The 23,710-nt window shown below is 44.9% G+C and carries 18 protein-coding genes, 1 tRNA gene and 1 other RNA gene; 11 read left to right on the top strand and 9 right to left on the bottom strand.

Going from position 1 to position 23,710, the window contains the following annotated elements; genetic code table 11:
* Positions 1–22: 22 nt before the first annotated feature.
* The 5 genes from LAJ61_RS00740 (at position 23) to LAJ61_RS00720 (ending at position 4,722) form a co-directional block, all read left to right on the top strand.
* Positions 23–685: a pilus assembly FimT family protein gene (locus tag LAJ61_RS00740; protein WP_224054093.1), complete on the top strand. Its 663-nt coding sequence runs from the start codon at positions 23–25 to the stop codon at positions 683–685.
* Entirely contained in the window at positions 682–1,122 is a 441-nt protein-coding gene (gspI, locus tag LAJ61_RS00735; RefSeq protein ID WP_224054092.1) for a type II secretion system minor pseudopilin GspI, read from the top strand. Before LAJ61_RS00740 ends, gspI begins: the two co-directional genes overlap by 4 nt.
* A complete protein-coding gene (gene gspJ, locus LAJ61_RS00730) occupies positions 1,119–1,943 on the top strand; it encodes a type II secretion system minor pseudopilin GspJ (RefSeq protein WP_224054091.1) in 825 nt (274 codons plus the stop codon). The genes gspI and gspJ overlap by 4 nt, the downstream gene beginning before the upstream one ends.
* Positions 1,944–1,969: 26 nt before the next feature.
* Entirely contained in the window at positions 1,970–3,193 is a 1,224-nt protein-coding gene (gene gspK / locus LAJ61_RS00725; protein WP_224054090.1) for a type II secretion system minor pseudopilin GspK, read from the top strand.
* A gap of 230 nt (positions 3,194–3,423) precedes the next feature.
* Entirely contained in the window at positions 3,424–4,722 is a 1,299-nt protein-coding gene (locus LAJ61_RS00720) for an NCS2 family permease (protein WP_060995436.1), read from the top strand.
* Between the two features lie 61 nt (positions 4,723–4,783).
* Here LAJ61_RS00720 and ssrS read toward each other — a convergent pair.
* Positions 4,784–4,982, bottom strand: a non-coding RNA gene (gene ssrS / locus LAJ61_RS00715) — 6S RNA.
* 274 nt (positions 4,983–5,256) lie between these two features.
* Between ssrS and gpmI the strand changes: the two genes are divergently transcribed.
* A complete protein-coding gene (gpmI, locus tag LAJ61_RS00710) occupies positions 5,257–6,879 on the top strand; it encodes a 2,3-bisphosphoglycerate-independent phosphoglycerate mutase (protein WP_224054089.1) in 1,623 nt (540 codons plus the stop codon).
* Between the two features lie 23 nt (positions 6,880–6,902).
* Positions 6,903–8,435, top strand: a complete 1,533-nt coding sequence (locus tag LAJ61_RS00705; protein WP_224054088.1) for a S41 family peptidase — start codon at positions 6,903–6,905, stop codon at positions 8,433–8,435.
* Between the two features lie 74 nt (positions 8,436–8,509).
* Here LAJ61_RS00705 and cysE read toward each other — a convergent pair whose 3' ends face one another.
* From cysE to dnaE, 5 genes are all read right to left on the bottom strand, one after another.
* Positions 8,510–9,424 (bottom strand): serine O-acetyltransferase, encoded by a 915-nt coding sequence (gene cysE / locus LAJ61_RS00700; RefSeq protein ID WP_409035003.1) that lies wholly within the window; start codon positions 9,422–9,424, stop codon positions 8,510–8,512.
* 104 nt (positions 9,425–9,528) lie between these two features.
* Positions 9,529–10,677 carry an acyltransferase family protein gene (locus LAJ61_RS00695; RefSeq protein ID WP_224054086.1) on the bottom strand — a complete coding sequence of 383 codons (1,149 nt, stop codon included), beginning with the start codon at positions 10,675–10,677 and terminating at the stop codon, positions 9,529–9,531.
* A gap of 48 nt (positions 10,678–10,725) precedes the next feature.
* Positions 10,726–11,562 (bottom strand): RNA methyltransferase, encoded by an 837-nt coding sequence (locus LAJ61_RS00690; protein ID WP_224054085.1) that lies wholly within the window; start codon positions 11,560–11,562, stop codon positions 10,726–10,728.
* A 24-nt stretch (positions 11,563–11,586) separates the two neighbouring features.
* Positions 11,587–11,931: an Hpt domain-containing protein gene (locus LAJ61_RS00685; protein WP_224054084.1), complete on the bottom strand. Its 345-nt coding sequence runs from the start codon at positions 11,929–11,931 to the stop codon at positions 11,587–11,589.
* Positions 11,932–12,103: 172 nt separating this feature from the next.
* Positions 12,104–15,673 carry a DNA polymerase III subunit alpha gene (gene dnaE, locus LAJ61_RS00680; RefSeq protein ID WP_224054083.1) on the bottom strand — a complete coding sequence of 1,190 codons (3,570 nt, stop codon included), beginning with the start codon at positions 15,671–15,673 and terminating at the stop codon, positions 12,104–12,106.
* A gap of 147 nt (positions 15,674–15,820) precedes the next feature.
* On the opposite strand from dnaE, the gene LAJ61_RS00675 reads away from it, so the two are divergent.
* Positions 15,821–15,896: transfer RNA gene (locus LAJ61_RS00675), tRNA-Arg, on the top strand.
* A gap of 78 nt (positions 15,897–15,974) precedes the next feature.
* Here LAJ61_RS00675 and LAJ61_RS00670 read toward each other — a convergent pair.
* A complete protein-coding gene (locus tag LAJ61_RS00670; protein ID WP_050325558.1) occupies positions 15,975–16,376 on the bottom strand; it encodes a hypothetical protein in 402 nt (133 codons plus the stop codon).
* 313 nt (positions 16,377–16,689) lie between these two features.
* Between LAJ61_RS00670 and pdxA the strand changes: the two genes are divergently transcribed.
* Positions 16,690–17,733: a 4-hydroxythreonine-4-phosphate dehydrogenase PdxA gene (pdxA, locus tag LAJ61_RS00665; RefSeq protein ID WP_224054082.1), complete on the top strand. Its 1,044-nt coding sequence runs from the start codon at positions 16,690–16,692 to the stop codon at positions 17,731–17,733.
* 128 nt (positions 17,734–17,861) lie between these two features.
* Here pdxA and LAJ61_RS00660 read toward each other — a convergent pair whose 3' ends face one another.
* Positions 17,862–18,674 (bottom strand): M23 family metallopeptidase, encoded by an 813-nt coding sequence (locus LAJ61_RS00660; RefSeq protein WP_224054081.1) that lies wholly within the window; start codon positions 18,672–18,674, stop codon positions 17,862–17,864.
* A 280-nt stretch (positions 18,675–18,954) separates the two neighbouring features.
* The gene (locus LAJ61_RS00655; protein WP_224054080.1) at positions 18,955–20,277 is read right to left on the bottom strand and encodes an MFS transporter; all 1,323 of its coding nucleotides are present in this window, start codon (positions 20,275–20,277) and stop codon (positions 18,955–18,957) included.
* Positions 20,278–20,406: 129 nt separating this feature from the next.
* Here LAJ61_RS00655 and LAJ61_RS00650 point away from each other — a divergent pair, with 129 nt between their 5' ends.
* Complete coding sequence (locus LAJ61_RS00650; RefSeq protein ID WP_224054079.1) at positions 20,407–22,569, top strand: BamA/TamA family outer membrane protein; 2,163 nt, start codon at positions 20,407–20,409, stop codon at positions 22,567–22,569.
* On the top strand, positions 22,535–23,695 hold the full coding sequence (locus LAJ61_RS00645; protein ID WP_224054078.1) for an autotransporter assembly complex protein TamA: 1,161 nt from the start codon (positions 22,535–22,537) through the stop codon (positions 23,693–23,695). Before LAJ61_RS00650 ends, LAJ61_RS00645 begins: the two co-directional genes overlap by 35 nt.
* Positions 23,696–23,710 lie beyond the last annotated feature (15 nt).

Here is a 23,710-nt window from a genome sequence, read left to right as displayed (position 1 = left end):
TGTTTTGTCTGAGTGCATAACGATGCGATTGCTGTTTGGTCGGTCTTGTAAAACTTTCACTCCTGCACCCAGTGCGATGGGTGGGCAACAAGGTTTTACCTTAATCGAAATTATGGTAGTCATCGTCATTTTATCTATTTTTGCTGCGATGATGAGTTTATCGGTGGGCGGTAGTGAAAATCGTAGAAACACGGCGTTTTATGAGCGTCTGACCAGTAATCTTAATTATGTACGTTTGTTATCAACAGAACGCATGCAGCCTTATGGGTTGGCAATCAAACTGCCGCAAAATGACGCGCCCAATCAGCTGGTGGTGGTTAAATTAGAAAACGCTTTTACTAATCCTCAAAGTGCTGTTGGCAATGCCAATGCCGCCATAACCTCGCAACCTGCGCCCCCACAATGGGTGATAGAAAAACAAATCCCACCGCTGGATGTGCCAGACAACCTTGACGTCAAAATCCGCCCACTGGATAACCCATTTAATACTAACGCTACCCAAAATACCCAACCTGCCGCCAACTGGTTAAGCGGCAGCGAAGCACCGCCTGTGGTGTGGTTTGGGACAGGCGAGGCGACACCGGTGCAAATCAGCATCCAAAAAACCAATGCCGACAAACAAACCTTTGCGGTTGGCAATCCCATCATCGTCAACCAAGCTGGGGCAATCGAGGTGGCAAAATGACTGTGGCCACCTTAAATAGACTGGCTACCTCAAATAGACTGACTACAAGACAGAATCAGCAAGGATTTACGTTACTTGAAGTCATGGTGGCGTTAGCGATTTTGGCGGTGGTTGCAATATCAGCCAGCCAAGCCAGTCGCAGTTATGTGCAATCCGTGGATAACATGAAAACACGAACCTTTGGCTATTATGTGGCGCAAAATACGCTGGCAGAATTACGAGTACAAAAAACTTGGCTCTCGGCGTCTGATACTCGGCAAATCACCTCGCAAGGTCGTCAATGGCAAGTGGTTATCTCACCGCAAACCACACCAACCAGCCAAGGCTTTGTCCAACCCATTCATATTCGCGTGGCACCTATTGTTGATGGCACACCAAAAAAAGACGTGGTGGATATTGATGCAGTATTGGTAAAGGATATGGGGACAACGCCGTGAGCCCTTTTTCTATGGATTCCTCTGCTGCAACCGCGCAGCATAAAACATCCCAGCAAGGCTTTACCTTAATCGAACTGATGATTGCGTTGGTGATTTTTGCGATGCTAGCATTGGCGGGATGGCAGATTATGGATAGTCTGACCAAAAGTCGCGAGCGCGGCTACCAACATCAAAAATCATTATCACAGCTTGATTATGCTTATTTACAGCTGTCGCAAGATTTGGCACAAACCAGCAATTATGTGGCGGTGCCAATACTATCAGCGACTGGCGATGCCAATACCAATGATACGGCATCAGCCAATACTGCCGCTATGACACCAACCTTTGTATTAAATGCGTCACAAATGAGTTTTATCCGTTTTGCCGCGCCCGATCCGCGTTATCAGCCGTCACCTATGCTAGCAAAAATACAATATTCGGTCGCAGGGGAAACGCTAACTAAAAAGCGTTTTTACCAGTTAGACGACAATAACGAAACCCCTGCAACCAGTGTATTATTGACAGGTATCAAGGATGCCAGTTGGCGAGCATTGACGCCTGACGCGGTGAGTGTTTTTCCAGATGAAGCCACCCTGCAAAAAGTTCAGCAAATACGAGCGCAAAAAAACACCAATCAAACGGCCAATGCTTCAACCAATCCGCTCCCTAACGCGCCTGATAACGTAACAGATAAAAATAGCAATTTGCAAAACAGTATAGATTTAACGCCGTATCAGCAGTTACCACGCGGTATCGAGCTTAGTTTTAGTTACCAAGGCGAGCCTATTACTTGGCGATTTGCGTTACCCAGTACCCCGCCAAACGCACCCAACCCATAATTCAATCAAATTTTAGCAAATACACCATGCCAACAAACCGCACTCCATCTAAAATTTTTGCAAATGTTGCCATAGCAAGCCACCCATATCGGCATGGGCAACAAGGGATGGCGCTACTGACTATTTTGTTGTTGGTGGTGGCGATTACCATCGTGGCAGGCAGTATGCTTGCCAATCAAAAAGTGATGATTCGAGAATTTGAGCTGACCAAAGGTCAAGGGCAGCTTAAAGAATATGCCTTGGCAGGTGAAGCTATGGCGACCAATTTGATCGCGCAAGACAGCCAAGTCAACCAAGTCGATAGTTTAGCAGACGCTTGGGCAAAACCGCTGGCAGAGCAAACCCTGAATCAAGCCAAAGTCAGTATTAAAATCGACGATGATGCTAGCCGTTTTAATGTTAACAACCTGTATCACGATGGCAAAGTGGATGATACGGCACTGGCTTTTTTTCAAGCGTTGTTACAAGCCAATGGCTTATCGCCCAACATTGCGATGGCGGTGCTTGATTGGCAAGACCCAGACAGTGACACCCGTGCCGATGGTGGCGCAGAAGCAGCGTATTATCAAAGTACGGGCAAAAAAATGGCGATGGGTATCGCTAATCAGCCTTTTATCTCAATCAATGAATTGCAATATGTGCGCGGTATGGATAGCGAAGGATTGCAAAAATTAGCGCCGTATCTGACCGCAGTGCCATACTATCTACCCATGAATATCAACACAGTGAAGCCCGAACTATTAAGCATACTAGTGAATTCACCCACCGCAACCAACGGCAACCATCCGCAAGGCTCAAACCATTCGGACAGTGATGACGCCCCACAATCTGGGCAAGACACTAGCGCAGCTTCAAATGTGGCGGCTACCCAACAAATCGACGATACGGCAATCATCAATTGGGCGAATGCCCGAGAAAACAATCTACCGGTGCAAAACTTGACTCAATTGTGGGCAGTGCCAAGTTTTGCCAACATTGACGAGCGTAACAAAGCAAGCATCGCCAAGCTGTTAGCCACCCAAAGTCAAAGTTTTCACGTCGTTGTCAGCGTCAAAAGTGACGACAAGCAGCTTTTTTTGCATAGCCAAATCGCTAAGATTTTACCCAAAGCTGACAATGACTCAGCAGCTGCTTCTGGTGTGTCAGCGACAACCATGCCAGCACCAGTCAATACGCAAAATGGCACGCAAAATAACACGCCACCACAACTCATCACTTACAACCGCCAATTTTTACCCTTTGCCCAATAATGCTGCAGCGCAATAAATTGGCTTCAAAATTCCCAGTTATTTTTTATTTATTTTAATCAGTTATTTGTTGCTGGCGTATTCTAGGGTAAAATAAGGGGTTTTTCTTGGGCGTTGTTGAATGACGATGGGGCAGAAAACGGGCACAAAAGCGTTGTCAACACAACGGATACAGATGCAACCTAGATGCAACCTAGACGCATAAATTGGATGAATAAATTGGGTGAATATAGATGAATGTAATCGAGCGCTATTTTGGCATAGATGGCCGCAATACAACGATAAAAACTGAAATTCTGGCAGGTCTGACAACCTTTTTGACCATGGCTTATATTATTTTTGTCAATCCCGACATGCTGGCAAAAGCTGGGATGGATAAAGGAGCGGTATTTGTAGCGACATGTCTAGCCTCAGCGCTGGGCTGTTTTTTGATGGGATTGATTGCGCGTTTGCCCGTGGCATTGGCACCTGGCATGGGTTTGAATGCGTTTTTTACCTTTACCGTCGTCTTGGGGATGGGTAAAAGCTGGCAAGTGGCGTTGGGGGCGGTATTTATTTCAGGCTTGCTCTTTGTGCTGATTAGTGCCTTTAAACTGCGTGAATGGATTATCAACGCCATTCCCTATACCCTTAAACAAGGTATCGTCGCAGGGATTGGGGCGTTTTTAGCATTTATTGCGCTTAAAAGCTCGGGCATCATTGTGGCAAGTCCCGCTACATTTGTGACCATGGGCAAACTCACCGATTTTGGTCCTGCGATGGCGATTTTGAGTTTTTTTCTGATTGTCGTATTTGTGCAGCGTAAAGTCCCTGCGGCAGTGATGTTGTCAATTTTAATTGTGACGGTGATTAGCTTGTTGGCAGGGGAAACCCATTACTCAGGGATTGTATCAATGCCGCCATCGATTGCACCGACCTTTATGCAGTTAGATATTGCAGGTGCGCTTGATGTGAGTATGGTTAGCGTGATTTTTGCCTTTTTATTTGTGGTGTTATTTGATACATCAGGCACATTAATTGGCGTGACCAAAAAAGCTGGGTTAATGTCTACCGATGGTCAAATTCCGAATCTAGGTAAAGCCTTGTTTGCTGATTCAACGGCGGCTGTAGCAGGGTCGTTGCTAGGGACTTCATCGGTAACGAGTTATGTAGAAAGTACAGCAGGGGTGGCAGCAGGTGGACGCACCGGTTTGACCGCGATTGTAGTAGGTGTGTTATTTTTATTGGCGTTATTTTTTGCGCCATTGGCTGGGATGATTCCTGCGTATGCGACGGCAGGGGCGATTTTTTATGTCGCGGTATTGATGTTATTTACGCTGCGTGAGATTGATTGGGATGACTTGACCGAAGCATCACCTGTCGCGGTAGTGCTGCTGTTGACGCCGCTTACTTTCTCAATCGCGGATGGGATTGCACTAGGTTTTATCACCTATACCATTGCCAAATTGGTGAGTGGGCGTTATAAAGAAGTTAGCCCTGCGGTTTGGGTGTTAACGGTGATTTTATTGGCAAAATTGATTTTTTTAAGTTAATCAATGGCTAAGCAAAAAAAACCATCTAGCCGAATTGGGTTAGATGGTTTTTTTTATTAAATTTTGGTCCAGAGTACCGCTGTCTATGTGAACCCATGAACTGTAACGTTCAGGGTGGGTATGGCAACCACTCTTAAGGCTTCCTGAATCATCGCAGCGTAGCTGGATGCAGGCTTGCACAACAAGTGAAAAGAACGCATACCCTTATATAAATTATCAGCTCAGGTAAAACCATAAACTGGCGAATACCCCAGATGCATTTATTGTAGCAGATTCAGCGAGGCTATGCAAAAGCTCGCTCATTAATTCAATGATTGATTAAATTAATCACACTTGACAGTCAAAATACCCTTGAAACCTTCAAAATACATAACAAGGTTTTTTGTTCTCATCATATCGCTTAATGTCGCTTAGCAGTTAACAGAATGACGCAAAATCTGGTTTAAAGAGATGGAGCGAGCTATGCTATAATTTTCAAAATTTTTTTAATACTAGTTTTGTATTTTCCTTATTTTAGCTTTTCTAGAGGCAACAATGAATCAAGCGTCTAACTCGGTTACCCATCAATCGACGGTTAAAAAAATCCCCCATGTGTTGATGATTTTAGATGGTTTTGGATATCGCGAAGATCAGCGTGATAATGCGATTGCCGCCGCGCATACCCCAAACCTTGATTATTTGTATCAGCATTATCCCCATGGTTTGATTTCAGGGTCAGGTGAAGACGTGGGTTTACCCGCAGGACAGTTTGGTAACTCTGAAGTCGGGCATATGAATTTGGGTGCAGGTCGTATTTTGTATCAAGACTCTACCCGTATTCACAAAGAAATCCGCGAACAGCAATTTTTTAGCAACCCTGCATTAACCGAAGCAGTAAAGCTTGCCAATGACCGACAAGCCAATGTGCATATCATGGGATTATTATCCGACGGGGGAGTTCATTCGCATCAAGATCATATTGTCGCGATGGTGGAGCTGGCATTGCAGCAGGGTGCAAAGCAGGTATTTATCCATACATTTTTGGACGGTCGTGACACGCCGCCTAAAAGTGCGGACAATTATGTCGCACAATTAGAACAAGCGCTTGCCACGCTTAATGAGCGATATGAAGGCACGGCTTATTTGGTCAGTCTTATTGGTCGCTACTTTGCGATGGATCGGGATAAACGTTGGGATCGGGTACAGCAAGCGTATGATTTGCTGACCCAAGCCAAAGCAGAACGGGTGGTGCAATCAGGTGCCGAGGCGATTAGCGCAGCGTATGGCGCAGGTGAAAGTGACGAGTTCGTCAAACCGACTTGGGTGCGTTATGCTAACCAAAGCGCTGATTTTGGTACTATCCAAGACAATGACAGTGTGATTTTTATGAATTTTCGTGCCGACCGCGCCCGCGAAATCAGCCAAGCATTGGTATCAGCTGATTTTGATGGCTTTACGCGTGTAAAACTGCCAACGCTGTCAAAATTTGTGATGCTGACCAAATATTCCGATGAATTACAAAACAATGGCGTGACCAGTATTGCCTTTGAACCGACATCGCTAACCAACACCTTAGGCGAATATTTGCAAGCGCAAGGCAAAACCCAATTGCGCATTGCTGAAACCGAAAAATACGCTCACGTAACTTTCTTTTTTAGTGGTGGGCGCGAAGCAGAGTTTGAGGGGGAGCAGCGGATTTTGGTCAACTCGCCTGCGGTTGCTACTTATGATTTACAACCTGAAATGAGTGCGCCAGAAGTCACTGAAAAATTGACCAATGCCATCAATTCGGGTGCGTATGATGTACTGATTGTGAATTATGCCAATGGCGATATGGTAGGGCACACAGGTGTGTTTGATGCCGCTGTCAAGGCCGTCGAAACGTTAGATAACTGTGTGAAAACCATTGCCGATTGTGTGATTGCCAATCAGGGGCATTTATTAATTACCGCTGACCATGGCAATGTTGAACAAATGCAAGATTATGATAGCGGACAGGTACACACCCAGCATACCACAGAGCTAGTGCCATTTATTTATGTCAATGAGCAAGCGCCTGATACCGTGCACATTCGCACGGGTGGTAAGCTATCAGATGTGGCGCCAACCCTATTGGACTTAATGCACCTTGCCAAACCTGCCGAAATGACAGGTGAAAGCTTAATCGTAGCAAACTAACAGTTAATGGGTGCAACTATTCTATGGTAACGCAGCGTCTCAAACCACTATTTAACCCTACTTTCAAAAGACACGTTATCGTGCTGGTATTATGGGGGATAGGTTCATTGGGTTATGCTGCTAGCCGACCGACTGTCAGTTCGCCTATCAAACCACCTGTCAAATCTGCTACCTCAGTTGCGGCAAAAACCAATAGAACGGCATTAACACCTGCAATCACTCAGGCGATTGCGGGTGTCAATCCTAATGCCGTGCCCTTTAGTGTGGTGAATACACCTGATGGTATACCCGATGGCGCTGATGACGACAATTTGTCGGATGACGGCGCTGACGATGGCGGGGAAGTGGATATTACGTCAACCACGCCTATGGTGACTAATCCTGCCACTCAACCAAACCTAGACACTCAGGCAAAAGACACTCAGCCCATCGCGCCAGCTTCTGGTCAAATCCAGCAAGTGGCGTTGGGGGCAGTATCACCCGTCACAGTCGAAAAATTTGTCAAAATGATTGATATCATCCGTCAAAACTATGTGACGAATGTCGATGATGAATCGCTGTTTGCCAATGCGATGGCAGGCACTTTAGCGGCGCTCGATCCTTATTCTGAATATCTGGACGCAAACGCGTTTGAAAACTTAAGGTTATTTACCGAAGGCGATATTGGCAGTATTGGCGTGAGTGTGAGTTTTCATGCCGATGTAGATAGCTGGGTGTTTGATGATGTGCTGCCCAACTCGCCTGCTGCAAAAGCGGGTATTCAGCGCGGCAATTATTTGCATCAAATCAATGATAATAAGTTAGACAGCACGCGAACCTCGCAAGATGTCGATCAACTGCTGACAGGTATCGCAGGGACAACGGCTCGCTTGTTAGTCTCGGATAAAGGTCGTCGTAAACATCTGGTGGTGGTGCAAAGAACCTTGGTCCAACAACAAGCCATGAGTACCAACATCATTAATGGGGTTGCGGTGGTGCAAATCCCCGTGTTTCAAAACAATACCCAGCAGCAATTTTTAATGGCACTCACCAAATTAAATCAGCCCTTTAGCGTGCTGGTACTCGATTTGCGCAATAACCCAGGTGGCGTGTTGTCAGCTGCCAATGATATCGCAAGCTTATTTATGAACGATAAAGTGGTGGTGCAGATTAAAAATCGGCAAGGCATACAAGAGGTGATGCGCACCCACGGCAAAGCCCAATTTGCGGACTTACCGCTAGTCGTGTTGCAAAATCGTTATTCTGCTTCGGCGGCTGAGGTATTAGCCAGTGCGCTACAAAATAACCAACGTGCCAAGGTATATGGCGAAACCAGCTATGGTAAAGGCTCTATCCAAAGCATTGTACCCATCAATGACAGCGAAGCGGTAAAGCTAACGGTCGCGCATTATTACTCAAGTAAAGGCGAGAAAATTGATGGCGTAGGCATCAAACCTGATGTGACTTTGACTGGCGCAGAAACAAGTTGGCAAGATCAGGTATTAGCGGATTTGCAAACCACCAAACGAAGCAATCAGTTTTTACTTAAACCCACACCAACGCCGCAGTCTTTTTAAGGTGGTGTTAAGATGATGCTTTGCTAAGCAGTCACCCAATAACCTCTCATATCTAACATCGGGTGGAATTTATTTTACAATTCATCTTCCATAAAAAATTGCGGATCGACGGCATCCAAATCACGTACATCAAGTTTGGTATATTGTTTTTTGCAGAAATTTGGATCTAATTTGCACATCGCACTTTGCAATTCATCAAGGCGTGCTTCAGACTGGCGAATGTGCTCGAGCATTTTGATAAAAGTCATTGCCACAGGGTCTTGGGTGTTAGGGTCAATCCCATATTGATGAAAAACGCCCGCTTGCTCTAACTTAATTTTATTGCAATCTTCCTCATTAATAGCAGAGGTATTAATAGCGGGGGTTTGTTGAACCGCTTTCATCTGCTCAGCATCGGTTGTTTTTTCGATATAATCGTCAGCTGGGGTTACCCCATTATTTGCCAAGCTATCAAGCCCCATTTGCTCCGCTTTTGCTTTATCATGAATCAAACGCGCGGCACCGCCTACCATGGTCGCACCGGCAGGCACTTCTTTGACAACGACAGCATTGGAGCCGATTTTGGCATATTTACCCACGGTAAATCCGCCTAATACTTTGGCGCCTGCACCGACAACCACGCCATCTTCCAGCGTGGGATGGCGTTTGCCTTCATTTAATGATACCCCACCGAGCGTGACGCCATGATACAAGGTGACGTCATCACCGATTTCGGCGGTTTCACCAATGACCACGCCCATGCCATGGTCAATAAAGAATCGACGCCCAATTTTTGCAGCAGGGTGAATCTCAATCCCGGTCAAAAATCGATTGCCAAAGGATACAAACCGTGCCAAGCCTTTGTTATTGTGTTGCCACATACTGTGGGCGACGCGGTGAATCAATAGCGCATGGACGCCAGGATAAGTCAACAGCACTTCAAGTGTGTTACGTGCCGCAGGGTCACGGTCAAACACCGCTTGGATGTCCTCTTGTAATTCTGCTTTGATGGTCTGGGTTTTTTTGGATAAATTTTGGATGACGGACAACATACTGACTACCGATTTTATAAAAATTTTAAGTGATTATGATATCACGAACTCATCAAGCTACGCTATGATTGCAATACTGTTGTCGCATCACGGCGATAGTTAGGTCGATGCATCAAAGGTTTTTCAATATAGTGGTAGCCTATAACAGCAAACATAACAACGAATATCAACACTAGCGGGTACGTCCACACATACGCGGTCATCGATTGGCTAAAATCATGCAAGTGTAATAAGTTAAACCATACATACATGACCAAACCATGGGTCAGATACAAGCTATAACTTAATTCACCCAAGACCTTTAGAGCTTGTTGGTATAACACGCCAAAATACGTAAAACCGTTGGCAATAAAACAAAACAGTAAGCCACAAAGTAGCATTTGCCAATAAGAATACGCCGACGTTTCAAATAAAATAAACAGGGTTAGTAGGCATAAAGCGATTGATATAAGCGCAGGAAATTTTGCCAGTAAGTTTTTAAAAAAATCTTCCAGCCAAACTGCAAAAAAAGCCAACAAAAATAACCAATATAGCTTGATAATAGTATGGGTGAAAACATAATACAACATAGGCAAACTTATTATCAGCATCGCGATATTTTGCCAATGGCTTAGTTGTTTGGGATGCACCAATAAAAACAGTAACGGTAGGCTAAAATAAAAACCCCACTCATAAAGTAGCGTCCAAGCCGCGCCCGCGACCAGTGGCCAAGCGTAAAAATCTTTAAGCGACTGATTGTTAAAGCTTAACCAGCGCAGCGTCCATTGCTGCCACTCAGACAGGGGTAACGGCGGATGTTGCTGAGTGAAATAGATAGCGACGATACAAATACCCAAAAACAGATACAGCGGCACAATACGCTGCAGCCGAGAGCGATAAAGATATTGCCAATCCATCCATGGCTGTTTGAGCTTACCAAAAAATAAATAGCCGGTAATTAAAAAAAACAGCGATACCGGCACACTACCCAAGTTGGTAAAAAAATCAATATTGGGTGACTGCCATCGCCCCGTCGTTTGAAAGAAATAATTTTTAAAAAAGTGATGAGTAAACACTGATAGCGCTAAAATGCCACGGATACCATCTAATGGGGAATGACGATGGGTAGCATCAAACCCTACAATCATCCGTTGGGGGAGTTGATTGAGTAGCCAAGTGACAAGCGTTAAGCTCAGCACAAACACAACAGCAAGCAAAACAGTGGCAGACATAAACTTTGAGCGCTTAACGGGTTAATAATATATCGTTTGAGTAATGCTTTATCGTTTGAGTAATTTTGCGATGGCGGCTTGCAGTAACTGATATTCTTTAATATCAAGCTGTAATCTACTAAGAAGTCGATTGATACGCTGAGGCATCACTTTAGATTGGGCGGGATTGTAGATATCTAAATTCTCCAGCAATGACAACAGCCTATTTTCTAGCTGTAAACGCTGCTCATTTGAGATAGGCGGCTCGTCCCACTGCTGGCGAAAAGTCAAATCAATGGATTTTTCAGCCGCTGTTTTTGCTGTTAATGCCAATTCGGCGGTTTCGTAAAAAACGCTGGCAATCACTTGAACTGCAGCCGCCACATTTAACACTCCATACTCAGCATTGGCAGGAATTTGAATATGGTAGTCAGCCAATTGCAGTTCTTCATTTGTTAAACCCCGATCTTCACGACCAAACACAATGGCAAGTTGCCAATTAGGATGCGCAGCATCTGTCATTACATCGCTAAGGTTTTGAAAATTAGTGACCATCAATTCGGCCGCTTGTCGGGGCGATAACACGGGTCTTGGAATATGGCGTTGGCGACTACTGGTAGCAATCACCCAGTGGCAATCTTGCAGGGCTTGCTCAAGGGTGTCACAAATGGTCACAGCGTCTAAAATTGCTTTGGCACCTGCGGCATGGGCATAGGCATCTTCGTCAATCGGTAGTTTGGGCGCCACCACCGTGAGCTGCGTTAGACCCATGGTGTGCATGGCGCGGGCGGCAGAGCCGATATTGGCAGGCAAGGTGGTGTTTACCATCACAATGCGAATACCGGCCAAAAATGCCGCAAGGGTTGAGAAGGGTTGCTGGGAAGTGTTAGTGTCAGTCGTTACCATGGGTTGTCAAATTTTAGCCAGTCGTTACGCAATAAGCGATTGTATTTGGTCATTCACTGCATGGCATTCCGCTTTGATTTCTTCAATCAGTTGTTCATGTTGTTTGATATGACCCGTGCGGCAGATTTCTTGCAGTTTATAACAAAGTTCGGTCAACTCGGTTGCGCCAAGGTTAGAGCTAGCGCCTTTTAAGCCGTGCGCTGCATTATACCCCAAACGGTTGTCTAAGTTGGCATACGCTGTCTCCATTTCCGATAAACGTTGTAAGCTATCTTGCATATAAGTATGAATCAAATCGACAAAATCTTCGTCAAGTAACGCTCTTAATTCTTCAAACTGTGGCAGGCTAATATGGGATGGCTGAGTCATATGAGTTTCCTGTTGATGGGGCATTAAATAAAACATCATTGATTAAATTTGATTGGCTTATTTTAGCCCATATCTCATTGAATTTTATCAAAACTTTGATGAAAGTCAGTTTAAAGGATACAAACGTTTATCACATGATGGGTTTATCGGTCAAATTCACCAAAATCAGACGCTAACTAAAATGTAAATGCAAATCTTCTTCATTGACCAAGCTTTTGAGTTTGCCAAAATTCTCTTCTGTCGGCACAATTTGCCAATGCGCTGGCATATTGAGATGGGCAATCGCATAATCGTTATACACACATAAATTAATGGGTACCCCTAATTGACCCGATTGAGCCAATGCATTGGCGGGCTGATTGTCCGCAAATTGGGCATTGTCGGCCGGGTGATTCAACTGATGCGATAAATAGTGAATTGTTGAGTTATTGGCTGTCGCTAACAATTGCTGTATCTGTTCAAACAGTGCCATATCATGACCTGCAATTTTGATGCTGATTTTTTTTAGCCAGCGTTTTCGTGCATCGGTTAAGGTCATTACCTCTTGTAGGCTGGCATAAAACGTGCCATCGCGTTCACGAATAGAGCCGTCGATAATCACCACGGTTTCGACTTTAAGCTTATCTTTGACGCGGGCAAAGCGCTCGGCATAACAACTCACTTCGATACGACCTGTGCCGTCATCGAGCGTAATCACTGAGCGATTACCAAAGTTTGCCACATCGAGTATCAAGCCTGCAAAAAATACGGTTTCGCCATAGCTGGTTTCGCTCAAATCGCCCAATGTCTTTGGCGTATAGCGTTTTAACTCATCGCGATAACTATCAATCGGGTGACCGGTCAGATAAAGTCCTAGCGTGTCTTTTTCACCTTTTAAGCGCTCAGCATCTGTCCAGACCGGCTCACGGGGCAATGGGGGCGGCGCAGTGACCTCTTGTATATCGCTAAATAAATCAATCATCCCTAGGCTGTCATTGCTACGCTGTTGCTCGGCTGCCTGTACCGCTTTTGGCAATTCGGCAAGTAACGCGCCACGGATGTGATAAGCTTCATCCGCAGGCAAATCAGGTCGTAATTTTGGCGCAAAACTATCAAAACAGCCTGCTTTAACCAATGCTTCAAGGGTGCGCTTATTGACTTTTCGTGTGTCAACACGGCGGCAAAAATCATACAAATCGGTAAACTCACCGCCCGTCTTTCGCGCTTCCACGATAGACTCTACGGCACCTTCACCGACACCTTTGATACCGCCTAACCCATACACAATGGTCGTCGGGTTAATCGGCACAAATTCCCAATTGGAGTGGTTGACACTGGGGTTTTCTACTTTTAAACCAAAATTTTCGCGGCAATCGTTGATAAAAAACACCACACCATCGGTATTATTCATGTCCGAGGTGATGACTGCCGCCATAAATTCGGCAGGGTAGTAGTGTTTTAAATAGGCGGTTTGATAGGCTAACACGCCGTATGCCGCTGAGTGTGATTTGTTAAACCCGTATCCGGCAAATTTTTCCATCAAATCAAACACGCCGCCGGCAAGTTTATCATCGATGCCCTGACCAATAGCCCCTTCAACAAAAATACTGCGCTGTTTTGCCATTTCTTCGGGTTTTTTCTTACCCATCGCGCGGCGTAGCATATCGGCACCGCCTAGACTATAGCCTGCCATCGCTTGCGAGATTTGCATTACCTGTTCTTGATAGACAATCACTCCATAGGTATTTTCCAGTATCGGCTCAAGTCGGTCATGGTCATAGATGACCTCTTCGCGGCCGTGTTTACGGTCAATGTACATATCGACCATCCCGGCATCGAGTGGACCCGGGCGGTACAGCGCACACATGGCGATGACGTCTTCAATATTGGTCGGTTTAAGCTTAGCCAAATATTTTTTCATGCCGGTACTCTCAAGCTGGAACACAGCGGTGGTATGGGCATCTTGTAGCAGGGAGTAGGTGGGCTTATCGTCTAAGGGTAAAGTCTCAAGATCAAGCGGTGGCTGTTGCTCTTTAGCGCGGCGTGCATTGATATTTTTAACTGCCGCATTAATCACCGTTAAATTGCGCAGACCCAAAAAGTCAAATTTTACCAAGCCAACTGCTTCCACATCGTCTTTATCAAACTGACTGACGGGATGACCCTCTTCATCACAATAGATGGCGCTATAGTCGGTGATTTTGGTCGGCGCGATAAGTACGCCCCCTGCATGTTTACCAACGCCCCGGGTAATCCCTTCGAGCCGTACCGCCATTTCCCAAATCTCATTGGCATCTTCATAATCCATGTTGTCAGGATTGTTAAGCAAATCTTTGAGCTGTGGTTCGGCTTCAACCGCTTCAGCCAGCGAAATACCTGGGGTTTTAGGGATGAGTTTGGAGATTTTATCAGCAAGACCATACGATTTACCTTGAACGCGCGCGACATCACGCACCACCGCTTTTGCCGCCATCGTACCAAAGGTGATGATTTGCGATACCGCTTCTCGTCCGTATTTTTGCGCCACATAATCAATGACGCGGTCGCGCCCTTCGATACAAAAATCGACGTCAAAGTCTGGCATGGATACCCGCTCAGGGTTCAAAAACCGTTCAAACAGTAGGTCATATTCTAGCGGGTCTAAGTCAGTGATATTCAGCGAATACGCTACTAATGACCCCGCGCCTGAGCCACGACCAGGACCTACAGGCACATCATTGGCTTTTGACCAGCGGATAAAGTCCATCACGATTAAGAAATAACCGGGGAAACCCATATTCAAAATCGTCGTGAGTTCAAACTCCAAACGCGCATCATACGGCTTGCGTTTTTCTGCCCAACTGTCGTCGCGTTTTTCGATGGGGTAGAGTTTCTCAAGGCGTTTTTCTAGACCTTCTTGGGCGGTGCGCCGAAAGAAAGTTTCAATGGTATCGCCTTCGGGAATGGGGAATTCGGGTAAATCGTGATGACCCATAGGAATAATGACATTACAGCGTTTTGCCAAATCCAAGGTGTTGTCAATCACCGCTGGCATGTCACTAAACAGGGCAGTCATCTGATCTTGGGTTTTTAAATACTGCTCAGAGGAATAATCACGTGGGCGATTGGGGTCGGCAAGCACTTGCGAATTGGCGATACACACCCGTGCTTCATGCGCTTCAAAATCATCTTCTGTTAAAAAACGGACGTCATTATGGGCAATGATAGGCACATCAAAGGCATTGGACATGCGAATGGCTTGCTCGATAAAACGGTCTTCGTTGGCGCGTTGGGTGCGTTTAATGGCAAAATAGACACGATCGGCAAATGTGGTTTGCCATTGTTGTAGTAGGCTATCGGCTTTTTCTGGGTGACCTGATAACATGGCTTGACCGACGTCTGATTTTTCGGTGAACAGCACAATCACGCCTTCACTGCGCTCAAAAATCCAGTCACGCTGAATAATCGGTTTGCCCATTACTTGACCATCGACAAAGCCTTTTGACACGATATTGGTCAAATTCTTGTAGCCGATTTGGTTGCTGGCAAGTAGCGTTACCGTCGTACTATCATTTTCAAGCCAGACTTCAGAGCCAATAATTGGCTTGATACCGGCATCCAAGCAAGCTTTATAAAATTTGACCGTGGCATACAGGTTGGATAAATCGCTAATGGCAAGCGCCAGTTGGTTGTCGGCTTTGGCAGCTTTGACCAGTGCTTTGATGCGTACAATCGAGTCAGTGATAGAAAATTCGGTGTGAATACCAAAGTGTACAAATGCCATGGATTGCCTTTATTGCGGTTCGTCTTTAGCCCACTATTATACTATGAATTGCCAAACTGCGAACCTACAAAATCAGCAACAAAATGCCTAAAAATATCAGCGGATGCTAAGCATTTACGATTTAATATGATAAAATAGCAGACCTTTACGCCTATAGCTTAACTGGATAGAGCAGTTGCCTCCTAAGCGACCGACGTGGGTTCAAGTCCCGCTGGGCGTACCAGTTTTTTTGACATAAAAAACCTATAAAAATAAAAAAACCCAATAAAAAATTATTGGGTGTGGCTTAAAAAAGTAACAATTAGCTTAAACGTTTGGCATTGGCGGCAACGCGGCTATAGATAGGGTGCATCCCTTTTTCTAATACATGCAGCGCTTCTTGGTTGACAGCATAAAAGAAATTTTCCAAGGAAATCGGTTGACCCAAGCTTAATTTCATACAGTTTGAAAACATTAATTGCCCAATATTTTGCTGCGCAACCAGCGCTTGCCAAGCCATTTGCGTCCAAGATTCAAAAAATGCGATGGGTTTTTCAGTCACCATACGTTCCATTTCTTTCATTTCTTTGGCATTGTTGAGGGGGTTTTGTTTCGCTATCATATAGATACGGCGCTGCATGACTTGTGGTACGCGAACTGAAAAATCTTCAGATTGCTGACACATTTTTTCAACTTTTTGGTTAATATGTTCGTAGGTAGCCATAAGGACTCCATTGATAACAACAGTAAAATACAGGATTGACAGTAAAGTGTAGTGCTATTATACACTGATTTAAATTAAGTTAATAATAGCAAAATCATAGGGTATACAATACTTACTTAACATTACGCAAATAATCAGATTTTATTTAATCAAGCCATTGGTACTCGCTAACAATCATCCGTGTAAACAAAGTTTTAGTTGACCTCATGAGCATGAAACTATTTTATCAAGTTAACTATAAGCCGCATCATTGGTAATAAATTCATAAAATATTAACTGATAGCTTTATCAGTGTTTATCAAAAGGTATAAAAATGACCATTCAAAGTCTTCCCTTAGTGATTACTTCGGGCGAACCTGCGGGTATTGGCATGGATATCGTGTTGCTGCTTGCCGACAAACAGCAATTAAATCTGCCCAATCGCGCTGTCATTGTGTTGGCAGATATCAACGCGCTGCAACAAAGGTATCTGGAGCTCAAACAAAAAGGCGCGGTAAAACAGGGGTTGGTGATTCAACAGTTAGCGATGGATGAGTTAAAAGATTTAGCGCAAATTGCGCAACCATCATCCGATAACATTATTTTGGTGGTGGATGTGCCGACAGCAGAACCTGTGGTAGCAGGGCAACTAAATCCCCATAACGCGCGAATGGTCATCGCACAGCTGCAACTGGCGCATAAGCTCGCCATCAGCAAACAAGTCGCTGCCATTGTCACCGCGCCACTGCAAAAATCGGTGATTATGACTATGTTGCCAGATTTTATGGGGCATACCGAATTTTTTATGCAGCAGTCGGGGCTGGATAAAGTGGTGATGATGCTCGCCAATAACCTGATGAAAGTGGCATTAGTCACCACCCATTTGCCCCTGCGAGCGGTCGCTGATGCGATTTCCCAAGAAGAAGTGGCAAAAACCGTCGATATTGTCATTCATGATTGTCAGCAAAAATTTGGTCTCACTCACCCAAAAATATTGGTCTGTGGACTCAATCCTCATGCCGGGGAAAGCGGCTATCTAGGCAGAGAAGAAATTGACATCATCAATCCTGTGTTACAACACTATCGCGACCAAGGTATCGATATTAGTTTGGCGATGCCAGCCGATACCTTGTTTACCCAAAAGCATATCGCCACTGCCGACGCGATTATCGCCATGTATCACGATCAGGGACTGGCGCCGCTCAAATCACATGGGTTTGGCGAAACGGTGAATATCACTTTAGGGTTGCCTTATATTCGCACCTCAGTCGATCATGGCACGGCGCTGGATTTGGCAGGGACAGGCAAAGCGAGTGCCGATAGCCTGTATCATGCGATTAATTATGCCAATAACATGGCGACCGCGATTGCCCTGTAATCATTCTCACCGATAATTACGCTGACAAAAAAAGCCAATCGTCACAGATTGGCTTTTTTATTGCGATATTTTAAATAGATTTTTAACTATTTTAACCAGCTATTTAATTATTTTAAATAGTTGCTTGATTATTTTAAATAACTGGCAGGGTTCACTGGCGTGCCACGATAACGGATTTGGAACTCTACAGCAGGTTGATTCAAATTATTGTCGGTTCCAACGGTACCGATGGTTTGACCTGCTTGCACCGTTTGGCGCTCTTGTACAGCAAAACTTCCCAAATGCGCATAGGCACTAATATAGTCGCTGTTGTGCTGAATCAGTATCAATTTGCCATATTCTGGCAAATCACTACCGACATACAGCACCGTACCTGGCTGGCTGGCGACAACATTTGCGCCTGCTTGTCCGCCAAACCACATACCTAGCGTACCTGTTTGCTGGTTAAACGGTCGCAATAGATTGCCAGTGGTAGGACGTAACCAACCTTGTGACAAGCTGCTGGTTGGCACGATGACTTGGTTTGGCATCGGTAACGGGGTTGATGAGTTATTGGCTTGTCTAGGTGGGTAATAAGTCGGGTTAGACGGGCGGGATGATTGGTTGACTGTCACCGGGCGAATGGTAGTTGGGCGATAAGAAGTAGGATTGCTTGATGAGGTTAGAATCAAGCGTTGCCCTGGATAAATGGTATAGTTGCTATCGAGCCCATTGAGCGCGCCAACCCGACGATAATCCAGTCCATAAGTGGTGGCGATTTTGCTTAAAGTATCGCCATTTCTGACAATATAATAGTTGGGGACACCCCGTACATACACAGGGCGCTTATCCACGGTCGCGATCTTCTGTGAAGCACAAGCGGTCATCAACACCGCCGTACAGGCTATCGCACTGAGTTTTACCAGTTTGGGCGTGCACATTATTTTATAAGTGGCAAACATAGCAGTCATTCCTAGCAAGTGATACAAAAAAAATTACAACAAGTCAGGGTATAGTAACTAACTTTTAACCACTTACAAAGTAACTGAAGTTAACAACAACGTTTCTTTGCCAAACGATAACAAATAGCAACATTTTGGACTCAAATGATAAAATGGCGCAAAAATCCTTATTTATCCATTGTTTGCCATCCATCCGTTGCCTAGCATTCCTAACTATTTATACCGACTATTTAACTTAATAGGGCGATTAAATAGGCAGATTGAACAGGGCGATAAAGTATTATTCATGGGTCATAATGGGCTTGGCAGGGCTATATTTTTTTAGTTTTAAAAATAGCCAAATGCCTATAACTAAATTTATCACCCCGACAATCGCAAATAGCATCGGCAGGCTCACGTTAAATAGCGTCAAACAAACAATCGAAAAAATCGCCGAACCCACCATAAATACCGCATTTAAAATATTGTTGGCACCGATAATACGAGCACGGCTTGTTTCCGGTGAATAAGCTTGCATATAAGCGTATAGAGGCACAATATAAATACCGCCTGAAAAACCCAATAAAAACAAATCGACAAATACACGCATAGCACCCTCCGCGGCAAAAATCATACCAATACTATAGTGGGCGTTGTTGGCGAGTGGCGGCAAATGCATCGCTGAAAGCGTGAAATACAAGTCAATCGCAAAAATCGTCAATCCTGCAATCCCAAATGGCAACAGCTTTAAACTCACTTGATTTTTGGTTAACGTTTTGCATAACAGTGAGCCGAGCGCCGTACCGACAGAAAACAGTGTTAATAAAAATATCACTACGCTTTCATCGCCTAGCAAAATAGACTTACTAAATTCAGGTACTTGGGTCAAAAACGTGGCACCATAAAACCAAAACCAACTATTACCCAAAATGGTAAACCACATAATCGGCAAACGATATAAATTGGCAATGGTTTGCCAGCTAGTACGAAAGATATTCCAGTCGATGGTCAAATCAGGTTGCGGCGCAGTCATTATGGGAATAAACCGAGAAGCCAAGTAGCCAATAATCGCCACAAAAACCGTCACCCCAGATATCCAAAATAGCGGACTGTCTAATTTCATCAATACGCCAGCCAGCATCATCCCTGTCAAAATAGCCAGTGACGTGCCCATTTGAAACAGCCCATTGGCTCCTACCAACTCATCGGTGGTCATGGCTTGAGGCAGATAAGCGTATTTGATTGGACCAAAAAACGTCGAATGGGTACCCATCAAAAATAACGCAACAAATAATAGCGGATAAATCTCAAACACAAACCCAAATGCGGCAACTACCATGATGACGATTTCAAGGATTTTAATCAGCCTTGTCAGCCAAGATTTTTCATATTTATCAGCGATTTGCCCCGCCAAAGCGGAAAACAAAAAAAACGGCAATACAAACAGCATCGCCGCCAGATTGTTGAGCAAACTGACACGCATCCCCAATTTTGCCGCTGCCATAAAGGTCAGTACTAAAATCAAACCTTGCTTAAATACATTGTCATTAAATGCCCCTAAAAACTGGGTGGCAAACATGGCGCTAAACCGTTTGTATTTAAAAAGCGCAAATTGGGTACTCATGAGCAATCCTAGAAATGTCTGATAATGACTATCTTAACAAATATTTTACAAAGGGTTGCGAAAATGTTTGGTTAGCAAAATGTTTATGCTAAAATCGCCTAATGCTCGCTCAAGGATTTGATTTTTATCATGAAACCAATAAATTTGCTACCCTATCGTCCGTCAACCGCATTGGCCGATAACCCGTTCAGGTTTTTTTATGCCACCTCTCCACTATCGTCAAATCCTTGTCCGTCAAATCGTTGTCAAAGCCTTATCCAATCTAGCGTATCAAGACATTCGCTGTTTCGCTTGACCCCCATACGTTTGGCGATTACCTTGGTTAGTGTGGGTGTGGTGCCTGCTTGGGGGGCACAAACGCCAATAATGTCAGCTACTGTTAATACTTCAGCTAACAGCTCAGTTAATACTTTAGCTAACACCTCAGCAACGAATAGCACGCTAACCACTAGCAGCGCAGCGCAGATGACCGCCAATGACAGCAAGGGTACCACGGCAACGCAAAATACCACGCCTGCTGCAACTGGGCAAGACAGTATCACTACCGATGCCAATACCGCTCAGCCTTATCTTTATCAACTCAATCAGCAGCGCGTTGAAGATAAAATTGGTCAACAACTCGATAATCAGACCTTGGCAGACTTTAATAATTTTAACCAACCTGTGGCGACGTTGAAACAAAACCAACCTAGTGTCGGCTACAGTAAAGCATTAGACCAAACAACGCCGCAGTCGGTTGCCAATCAAATCAACAATAGCAAGCCTGCAAGCGTGAATACCCAATCACAATCCCAAGCACAAGCACAAATCACTGAGCAGCTAACAACCGAAAAACAGAATTTCGATGCGATTAATCAAAAAGTGAGCGAGCAAACCAATTTATCTAATCAAAATATCGCTAACCAAAATATTGCTAATCAGAATCTTAGTAATCAAGGCGTCGTCAATGATGCCAGCAATATCAAATCCACCGACACCATCAATCCCAATGATTACTTGCCCGCCTATCAACAGCAAACATCGGCATTGACCACCCCACAAGCCAACTCAACCGTGACCGCAGAGTCACAAGGCATCGTGGCGCGCTTGAAGAACAAAATCATTGGTCGCGGCGAAGGGCTAAACTATATTGATATCAGCTTTGCCAATGCAGATGCCAAACTTGAGCCTGCGCGCAATATCAAGGCGGCATTGGAAAAAGTGACCGTCGAATCGGTGTCGGATTTTAATGCCAGTGTGAACAAATTACGCCAAATTGCCAAAGATGCGGCAGAGGCGGTGGGTTTTTATGACACTAAAATCGCCTTTAAGCATTTGGGCAAAGACAATATCCAAGTCAGCTTAGAGGTTGGCAAGCCCGTCATCGTGCAAAATCGCATCATTGATATCCGTGGTGAGGGCGGGAAAGGCGATAACGCGCTGCCGGTGTATCCTGTGATTGAGAAAGAAATCCCACCCAAAGAAGGGGATGTGTTCAGTCATGGTATCTATAAAGCCGCAAAGGCGACGATTGAAGGCGTCGCGCAGACCAATGGTTACTTCGATGCCAAATGGCTTAATAGTTCAGTAGATATTATTTTGCCGGACAATACCGCGGATGTTGACCTAATTTATGACACAAAAACTCGCTATCACTTTGATGATGTAAAAATATATAGCATTGATAAACAAGGCAATTTGACCGATGACCCCGATAAACTGCCTTTAAAGCCAAAGCTAATGAAAGCCTTAATGACGTACCAAAAAGGCGATGCCTACTATCAACCCTTTGTCAGCGAATTTACCAACAACTTGACTGCCACTCGTTATTTTAATGGGGTGGATGTCGATGTCATCATGCCATCGGACGAAGCAGCAAGCGATATCGCATTTGAACAATCGGGCTCGGCGACGCTCAGCAATGCCAACAGCAGCAGTACCACAGCCGACAATACCGTTGACAATTCTGATACATCCGCCGCTATTTTATCAGCCAATTCAACCGATCAAAGTCTCGCATCTCAAAGCAACTCCGCTCAAAGTAACTCATCTGAACTTCAATCCGCGGGTACTGTCGATAGCACGACGCAAAAAACCGTCAATCAAGTGCAAGATCCCAATGACATCGCGCCGATTCAATTTGAAGTCGATGATTCGACCGAACAACGTCTCAATGCCATCAGCCGAAAAGCCAAAAATTTACTGGCGGCACCCGAAGATATGGAGTTGTCACCCGAGGCTGAAAATAAAAGTAAAAATCCGCTGGTGGTCATTGCCAATGCGGTCAGTAAAACGGCAAAAAAAACTGGATAAAGACAAAGACTTACCTCTCAAACCACGAGAAGACCAAGTCATACCAAAGCTCACGCCACAACAAGTGTATGAAAGAAAGCAAATCCCAACCTATGTGGTACTCAATGCCACCAAGCCCCATGAGGCACAAGTGGGTTTGGGTTATGAAACGGATGTGGGCGTGCGCTTGACCGGTAAATACCAAAACAACTTGGTTAACCGAAGTGGCTTGCAGGCTGGGGCATCAGTGGCGTTATCCAAAGTCGATCAAGCGGTGGAATTTACTGCCAGTTTACCCTACAAGCATCCCCTCAATGATAAACTGACAGGCACAGTCGGCTATCAGCACAAAGAAGTTGATGACCTAGTCAACACCTTTGAAGCGGACACGGTCTATGCCAGTATCGCCCGCAATATTTATCATGATAGTGGTTGGAATCGCACCTATTCACTGCGCTACCGCGGCGATAAATTGACCGTCGACCCTGAAAAATATAGCACCGATAGCTTGCCTTATCCTTTTAACAATTACGCCTCGGACTATACCCAACAAGCCTTGTTGGCAGGTTATGCAATCAATAAAACGGTAGCAGACAATATGCTGACGCCAACGTGGGGTTATAGCCAACGTTATTCGCTTGAAGTCGGTGCTAAAGGGGCACTGAGTGACACCAATATGGCCATTCTACGTGCAGGTGGTACTGGGATGTATACTTTTGGCAAAGATAACAAACAACAAGTGATTGGGCGACTGGATTTGGGCTATCTATATAGCGGTGATTTTTATGATGTGCCTTACCGTTCACGCTTTTTTGCAGGCGGTGATTCTAGTATCCGCGGCTACAACACCGATAGTTTAGGACCGACCTATGGCGGCGAAAATTTCTTAGTCGGCGGTGATGCCTTAGCGGTAGGCTCGGCAGAGTATAACTATGAGTTTAGACCGAGCTTTCGTGGCGCTGTGTTTACTGACTTTGGTAATGCGTATGATACAACGGGCGAATATGATAACGCAACGGCGGTCAGTATTGGTACAGGTATCCGCTGGCAATCACCGATAGGCTTGGTACGACTCGATGTAGCAAAAGGTCTGACAGGCGATAACAACGATGTCCGTTTACACTTCTTTATCGGTTCACCGCTATAACAGTTTGGCTAAAAA

This window comes from Faucicola osloensis (assembly GCF_020041925.1).
Classification (GTDB): Bacteria; Pseudomonadota; Gammaproteobacteria; order Pseudomonadales; family Moraxellaceae; genus Faucicola; species Faucicola osloensis_D.
Note: the sequence above shows the minus strand (reverse complement) of the source record. Positions and strands in the feature narration are given on the sequence as shown.